We start from the raw sequence: 7,354 nt of genomic DNA on the forward strand, positions 1-7,354 counted from the left end.
TCTTTTAAGGTGAATTCGGCGCCTTGTTTATCTACAACTGCTGCTTTAATTTTCATATTAAATATCTCCTAATTTAGTTTACGTTATACTTCGCCTGGACGCATTTGATCTGCTGGACGTTGTAGATTCTCAGGTAAGGCGATTTTTTTTGAAACAATTGGTTCACCAGGAACTGCAATTGGAGGCACTTCAATGTAAGGTTCTTTATAATTCTTACCACAGGATTGATAGTCGTCCAATAAGCCTAGTTTGATAAATATTGTTTGTTGATAGGCCACTTTAGCGTTCCACTCCAATGTTTCCATAATACGAGTAGCGATATGCAATTCAGTTGCAGTTACGACGATACCGTGACTATTTAGTAAAAATACATTTTCCATGGCTTTATCACCAATAGAAGTGAGACCATCGTGAACCGTTTTAGCTAATTTCTTACTGCAGGCGGGAGCAAATGGCAGACACTTAATTTGTCCTAGTTCGCGAGTTGCTTCGGTAACGTTCGGCATATCTAGCCCACTAGTTGCCCAGAACATTGATTCTTCGGCATGTGAATGATATACAGCACGTATACCAGGATTAGCCGCATAAGCACCTTCATGTAAGTTGATTTCACGAGTAACATCGCCAACGCCATCAACTTTTTTTCCGGTTTCAATATCTACGACTAAAATCTGAGCGGGATGGAGTTCTGCATAGTAAGTTTCAGACATAAAAGTTGGTGTAATTAAGATATAGGGACGTTCTTGTTCATCAAAAACCTTGATGGACATATTACCGCCAGCAACATTAGTATCTTTACGGTCAAACATTTTTCTGACTGTATGAGCTAGATCAGCTCGTTCTTTTTGAAACATCATTTCCATAATATTATTCGTCCTTTCAGTGATTCGTAATTTGGCATGCCTTATAATTCGGTATTTCTAGAAGTCCGTTGTCATTATACAATGCGATAGACATAAAAAGAGTGTTGGTAATGAATGATGATAAATGACCAGGTAAATATCTTTAATTAATGCAAACTTATTCAAATATGTTCAAAGTTATCCAACATAATAGTTATTACTATTATATAATGGAAGCGGTCTCTAATTTTAGGAGGAATCAAGTATGTTCAAAAATGAGCGTTTAAATATGATTATAGATGCCTTACAGCATAAGAAAGTAATGACGACAACAGATTTACAAAAACAATTATTTGTTAGCGGTTCCACATTACGCCGTGACCTAATCGAATTGGAAAAGTCTGGTAAAGTAACACGAAAATTTGGGCGTGTTGAATTGGTGCGGCCAGATAATATTGAATTGTCATACTTATTTAGAGAACAAGAACATGAAAAAGCTAAACGTTATATAGCTGAAATTGCTAGTACTTTTTTAGGAGATAATCAGGCAGTTTTTGTTGATTCTAGTAGTACAGCTTCATTTTTGTCTGGATACTTTGCACGGCTACATAATTTAATCGTAATTACCAATGGATTGCGGTTGGCCGTGGAATTAGATGGTGTGACTTCTGTTAAAACTTTTGTTTCTGGCGGGCGCTTGAGGGCTGGGGCAGGATCAATATTAGGTGATGTGGCATTAGAGTTTTTTGATAATTTTCGGGCTGATTTAGCATTCTTATCATGTACGGGTGTTACGAAAGAGGGTGTGTTCATGTCAAGTGAAGAGCAGTCAAGTGTTAAGCGGAAAATGCTAACGTTAGCTGATAAAACGATTCTATTATGTGACCATTCTAAATTCGAAACAAAAAGTTATTATAAGCTTTGTGATCTTAATAGAATCGGCGCGATTATTACTGATAGAGCACCAGAAAAGGAGATGTTAAATTATTGGCAAAAGCGTGGTGTTGAAGTCTTATACTGACTGATATTACTCTTACTTTTGCACAAAAATGAACGAGCGTGACGATTTGTCGTCGTTATTATGAAGAAATTTCAAAACCACCGCACCCACTTTTTTTATGAAGTGAAAGCGTTTAATATCGAAGGCGTAGTAAATAACTAGTTATTTTCTTTAGACTTAAGACTTAAAATTTTTGGAGGTTAACAAAATGTTAGATATGACATTCCCTAAGATCGGAATTCGTCCCACAATTGATGGTCGTCGTAAAGGTATCCGTGAATCATTAGAAGAACAAACAATGAGTATGGCAAAATCTGTTGCCAAACTATTGGAGGAAACATTAAAATATCCTGATGGCTCTCCAGTACAAACGGTTATTTCTGATAGCACAATTGGCGGTGTACGTGAAGCTGCTGCCTCTAAAGAGAAATTTGATCGGGCCGGCATTTGCGGTACTATCACAGTAACACCTTGCTGGTGCTATGGTAGTGAAACAATGGATATGACGCCAGACTTACCACATGCAATTTGGGGCTTTAATGGTACTGAACGTCCTGGCGCAGTTTACTTAGCAGCTGTTTTAGCAGCACATACGCAAAAGGGTATTCCAGCATTTGGTATTTATGGTCATGATGTACAAGACGCTGATGATACATCAATTCCAGAAGACGTTAAATCAAAAATTATTCGTTTTGCTAAAGGCGCTTTAGCTGCTGGGTTGATGCGTAATAAAGCTTATTTATCAATTGGTAACGTTGCTATGGGTATTGCTGGTTCAACGGTTGATCCTAACTTCTTCCAAGAATACTTAGGTATGCGCAATGAATATGTTGATATGTCAGAAATCGTTCGCCGTTGGGATGAAGGAATCTACGATAAGGACGAATTCAAAAAAGCAATGGCCTGGGCTGAAAAGAACACACCAGTTGGAACTGATGTTTATAACGAAACAGATCCTAATAAATTTACTGATGCAGAAAAGCATGAGCAATTAGAGAACTGCGTTAAAATGTTGCTTATTGCCCGTGATTTGATGGATGGTAATGATAAATTAGCTGATATGGGCTTCAAAGAAGAAGCTGGCGGCCATTATGCAATTGCTGCAGGATTCCAAGGTCAACGTCAATGGACTGATCATTTTCCAAATGGTGATTACATGGAAGCCTTCATGAATTCACAATTTGACTGGAATGGTATTCATGCACCACATGTATTCGCAACTGAAAATGATAGCCTAAATGGTGCAACAATGTTATTTAATTATTTGTTGACCAATACACCTCAAATCTTTGCTGATGTTCGTACTTATTGGAGCCCTGAAGCAATCAAACGCGTTTCTGGGACTAAATTAACTGGGCCTGCTGCTAATGGCTTCTTACACTTGAGTAATTCTGGTGCACAAACACTTGATGCAACTGGTCAAGAAAAGATTGATGGTAAACCAGCAATCAAGCCTTTCTGGGATTTAACTGAAGAAGAAGCTCAAGCTAATTTGAAGAACACGCGTTGGGTTCCAGCTAACATTGGTTACTTCCGTGGCGGTGGTTTCTCAAGCAATTACGTCACTAAGGGTGGCGAAAAAGGTATGCCAGTTACTATGAGCCGTATCAACTTGGTTAAAGGTGTTGGGCCTGAATTGCAGATTGCAGAAGGTTATGCAGTCGATTTGCCAGAAAACGTCTTTGATATTGTGAATCAGCGGACTGATCCAGGCTGGCCTTCAACTTTCTTTGCGCCAATCTTGACTGGTCATGGTGCCTTCAAGTCAGTTTATGATGTTATGGATCACTGGGGTGCCAACCATGGTGCTATCAGTTATGGACATATTGGGGCTGATTTAATCACATTAGCATCAATTCTCCGTATTCCAGTTAATATGCACAATGTTCCGGAAGAAAAGATTTTCCGTCCACGTGCTTGGGCTTCAATGGGGACCGAAAACTTAGAGGCAGCAGATTTCAATGCTTGCAAGAACTTCGGACCTCTATATAAATAAGTTTTAATAGGGAAATGAGTGTGAGACATGGAAACGACAAATTTAATTGCGGTTGACTTGGGCGCAAGTTCTGGCCGGCTTATTTCGGGACAATTTGATGGTAAGCAAATCAAGTTAAAAGAACAATTTCGTTTTTCAAATAATCCAGTAGAACTGAATGGTAGTTTATATTGGGATTATTTAAAAATTTTTCAAGAAATAAAATACGGTCTGTCGATAGCAATGAAGGATCTAGGGCGCTTAGATGGTATGAGCGTCGATACTTGGGGCGTTGATTATGGTCTAGTAACTAAAAAAGGCGAACTTTTATTTGCACCACATAGTTATCGTGATTCACGAACGAATGGTTACGAACAAATGATGGCTAAGAGCATAAATAATCCAGAACTTTTTCGAGAGACTGGAAATCAACCAGCAAAAATAAATACTAATTTACAATTATTTGCGGATGTTCAACGCTATCCATTTATAAAAGATCAAGTTGAACGTGTATTACTAATGCCTAATCTAGTAAATTATTTCTTTAGTGGTATCCAAGAAAATGAGTTTACGATTGCGAGTACAACTGGACTATTAAGTGCTGAGTCGCGTGACTGGGATTATAGCACACTTGATCAATTAGGTATTCCTAGGCGTTGGTTTAGTAAATTGACAACTGGTGGCCGCGTATCGGGGCCAATTCTTCCGGCAATTAGTGCAGAGCTACAATTGAATACTGATATGCAAGTTATCTCAGGAGTGGGCCATGATACAGCTTCAGCCTTACTAGCGCTCCCAATCTCGCAACAGGATCGGCAACAGGTTGCCTTTATTAGCTGTGGTACTTGGTCAATTATTGGTAGACAAACAAGCGCAACGGTAGTTAGTGACGAAGCTTATCAGGCTGGGTTAACTAACGAGGGCTGCTTTGACGGTTCTAATCGTTTGTTGCGGAACTTAACCGGACTTTGGATCATTCAAGAATTACAAAAAGAATGGTCATATAAAGGCGAAGTAGTTGGCTTTTCTAAGATGGTCGCAGAAGCAGAAACCAGTGAATCAAATAATGCTTATATCGATCCGAATGCAGAATTATTCACCTCACCCGGAGAGATGGAAGAAAAAATTAAGCGCTTTTTAAGTGATACACAACAACCTTTGCCGGAAAATCGTGGTCAACTAATTCGTGTTGTAATTGAAAGTCTCGCACTCTCTTATAAACAAGCTATTGATAGTCTTGAACATGTCACTAATAAGCCGATTAATGCGATTCATATGTTTGGCGGCGGTATTCAGAATGAAATGTTAGTTAGATTAACGGCTGATTTTACTGGCAAACCAGTAATTACTGGGCCAGTTGAAGCTAGTGTTATGGGTAATATTGTATCGCAGTTACAGGTGCTGGATAAATTAGCACCTGAAGCTACACAGGCTGTGATGAATAACTCATTTACCGTTAAAAGGATTGTACCTTCAACACAAAAAGATTTAGCGGATAAATACACTTCTTTTAAGAATGCTATTGAAAGCGCTAAATTAGTGGCACTATCGTGATTGGAGGAATAAGTAATGGAAGCTAACCCAAATAAAGATACTGTAACAGATGCAAAGCCGAAGACTAAAGGTATTGTCTATCTATTTGCCATTTTAGGTGGATTTGCTGGATTATTATATGGTTATGATTCTGGTGCAATTTCATTAGCACTACCGGCCATAACTAATGCGTTTGGACTTAATTCGGCTGAAAAGGGACTCGTTGTTAGTTTCTTACTGTTTGGTGCTTTACCATCAATTGTTGTATTTACAGGATTAGAACGAAAGATTGAACGTCGTAATGTGCTCATTATTGGTGGGATTGTCTTCATCATTGGCAGTATTTTAAGTGCATTTGCAACAAATACCTATTTCTTGATGGGTGCCCGGTTTATTCTAGGAATTGCTGCTGGGATAGCGAATATGTATGGTCTGATTTACCTATCAGAGCTAGCACCAGCGCATATTAGAGGACTGATGTCATCCTTATATCAGTTAAGCGTGAATATTGGGATTTTAGTTGCATATGGTGTAGGTGCGTATAACACACCGTCTAACGATTGGCGTTGGACTTTAGGTTTAGGAGTTGTACCTGCTGCAATCTTTACAATCGGGATGTTTGTTAGTCCACAAAGCCCGCGCTGGTTAATTCGTGATAATCAAGTTGCTGCTGCACGTAAAGTATTAAAACGAGTACGTGTAACGCAAACGGAAATTGATCAGGAAGTGTCCGATATACAGAATAGTTTAACGACACAAGACGCTGGGCTGCATGAATTATTTGGCACATTTCGACCTGTACTGACATTGTTATTTGTACTAACTGGTTTCCAAGTTTTTACTGGAATCAATGCCGCAGTTTACTATGCACCAGAAATTTTCCATAATTTAGGAATGGCACATGCTAGTATAATCGCGGATTTTGGTGTAGGGGCTGCCTTAGTAATTTCAACATTACTTTCGCTCCCGTTTATTGATCGTTTAGGTCGAAAAAAATTATTAGAGATCAGCTTAGGTGGCCAAGTTTTGCCGGCAATTGTGCTTTGTATCTGGTCAAATAATGCTACCGTAGCTGTATCAGCAATCTTTGTTTATGTATTTATGTTTGGTTTTGGTTTGGGACCAGTATTTTGGTCTTATGTACCAGAAATTTTACCTTTAAAAGCTCGTGCATTGGGGATGGGGGTAATTACATTTACTCAATATCTATTAAATGCAGTCTTCTCACTGATTTTTCCAATCATATTAGAAGCTATCGGTATTAATATCTTCTATTTCTTTGCGGCACTATCCGCATTTGCTGTATGGTACATCCATAAATATGTGCTGGAAACTAAAGGACGGACACTAGAGGATATCGAGCATTATTGGGAAGCAAAGGAGTGATCATTAAAAATGCTTAAAAATATTCCTAAACGCTTATCACCTGAACTAGTTAAGCTATTAATGGAAATGGGTCATGGCGATGAGATATTACTAGCTGACGCTAATTATCCAGCATTGACCAACAATTCTCGTGTCGTTCGAACTGATGGTATCATGGTACCGGAGTTATTACATGATATTTTAGAGCTATTACCGTTAGACACTTATTCTGACTATCAAGGAATTTTGATGCAAATTGTTCCTGGAGATACTGCTGTACCTAGTAGTGGCCCACCAGTATGGGAAAAATACCGCAAAGAGATTGCAGGGGTGTTTCCTAAGTATAATTTAAAGTCAATTGAACGGCAGGCCTTCTATGAATATTCACATAAATGTTTTGCTATTGTGCAAACTGGCGAAACAGCACTTTATGGTAATTTAATTCTTAAAAAGGGTGTTGTGCTTTAAACTAATAGACGGTTCGAATTATAGAGCTAAGTAAAGCGTACAGTTAGAGAAATCGAATTTTGATTTCTCCAACTGTACGCTTTACTTTGTTTAGCTAGAAAAATAAAGTAATTCTTCTGTAAGCACCTAATAATAAACCGTTTTTCAATACAAATCGCCCGATCTCAGAAT

Annotated in this window: 6 protein-coding genes; 5 read left to right on the forward strand and 1 reads right to left on the reverse strand. The window is 38.5% G+C overall.

Features of this window, described 5'->3' with window-relative positions:
• Positions 1-83: 83 nt before the first annotated feature.
• Positions 84-863 (reverse strand): class II aldolase/adducin family protein, encoded by a 780-nt coding sequence (locus EKM80_RS14235; protein WP_125554308.1) that lies wholly within the window; start codon positions 861-863, stop codon positions 84-86.
• Between the two features lie 244 nt (positions 864-1,107).
• Between EKM80_RS14235 and EKM80_RS14240 the strand changes: the two genes are divergently transcribed.
• The 5 genes from EKM80_RS14240 to EKM80_RS14260 all read left to right on the forward strand — a co-directional run bounded on the left by EKM80_RS14240 (position 1,108) and on the right by EKM80_RS14260 (position 7,183).
• Positions 1,108-1,863 carry a DeoR/GlpR family DNA-binding transcription regulator gene (locus EKM80_RS14240; protein WP_125554311.1) on the forward strand — a complete coding sequence of 252 codons (756 nt, stop codon included), beginning with the start codon at positions 1,108-1,110 and terminating at the stop codon, positions 1,861-1,863.
• Positions 1,864-2,050: 187 nt separating this feature from the next.
• Positions 2,051-3,838 carry an L-fucose isomerase gene (locus tag EKM80_RS14245; RefSeq protein WP_125554313.1) on the forward strand — a complete coding sequence of 596 codons (1,788 nt, stop codon included), beginning with the start codon at positions 2,051-2,053 and terminating at the stop codon, positions 3,836-3,838.
• Between the two features lie 27 nt (positions 3,839-3,865).
• Positions 3,866-5,371, forward strand: a complete 1,506-nt coding sequence (locus tag EKM80_RS14250; RefSeq protein ID WP_125554314.1) for a rhamnulokinase — start codon at positions 3,866-3,868, stop codon at positions 5,369-5,371.
• A 15-nt stretch (positions 5,372-5,386) separates the two neighbouring features.
• A complete protein-coding gene (locus EKM80_RS14255; RefSeq protein ID WP_125554316.1) occupies positions 5,387-6,736 on the forward strand; it encodes a sugar porter family MFS transporter in 1,350 nt (449 codons plus the stop codon).
• Positions 6,737-6,745: 9 nt separating this feature from the next.
• Positions 6,746-7,183: an RbsD/FucU family protein gene (locus EKM80_RS14260; RefSeq protein WP_125554318.1), complete on the forward strand. Its 438-nt coding sequence runs from the start codon at positions 6,746-6,748 to the stop codon at positions 7,181-7,183.
• Positions 7,184-7,354 lie beyond the last annotated feature (171 nt).

This window comes from Loigolactobacillus jiayinensis, from assembly GCF_003946445.1.
Taxonomy (GTDB): Bacteria; Bacillota; Bacilli; order Lactobacillales; family Lactobacillaceae; genus Loigolactobacillus; species Loigolactobacillus jiayinensis.

Bases quoted from the DNA above. Each gene is read 5' to 3' on its own strand.
- EKM80_RS14260 (WP_125554318.1), top strand. From the start codon at position 6,746: ATGCTTAAAAATATTCCTAAACGCTTATCACCTGAACTAGTTAAGCTA.
- EKM80_RS14255 (WP_125554316.1), top strand. From the start codon at position 5,387: ATGGAAGCTAACCCAAATAAAGATACTGTAACAGATGCAAAGCCGAAG.
- EKM80_RS14240 (WP_125554311.1), top strand. From the start codon at position 1,108: ATGTTCAAAAATGAGCGTTTAAATATGATTATAGATGCCTTACAGCAT.
- EKM80_RS14245 (WP_125554313.1), top strand. From the start codon at position 2,051: ATGTTAGATATGACATTCCCTAAGATCGGAATTCGTCCCACAATTGAT.
- EKM80_RS14235 (WP_125554308.1), bottom strand. From the start codon at position 863: ATGGAAATGATGTTTCAAAAAGAACGAGCTGATCTAGCTCATACAGTC.
- EKM80_RS14250 (WP_125554314.1), top strand. From the start codon at position 3,866: ATGGAAACGACAAATTTAATTGCGGTTGACTTGGGCGCAAGTTCTGGC.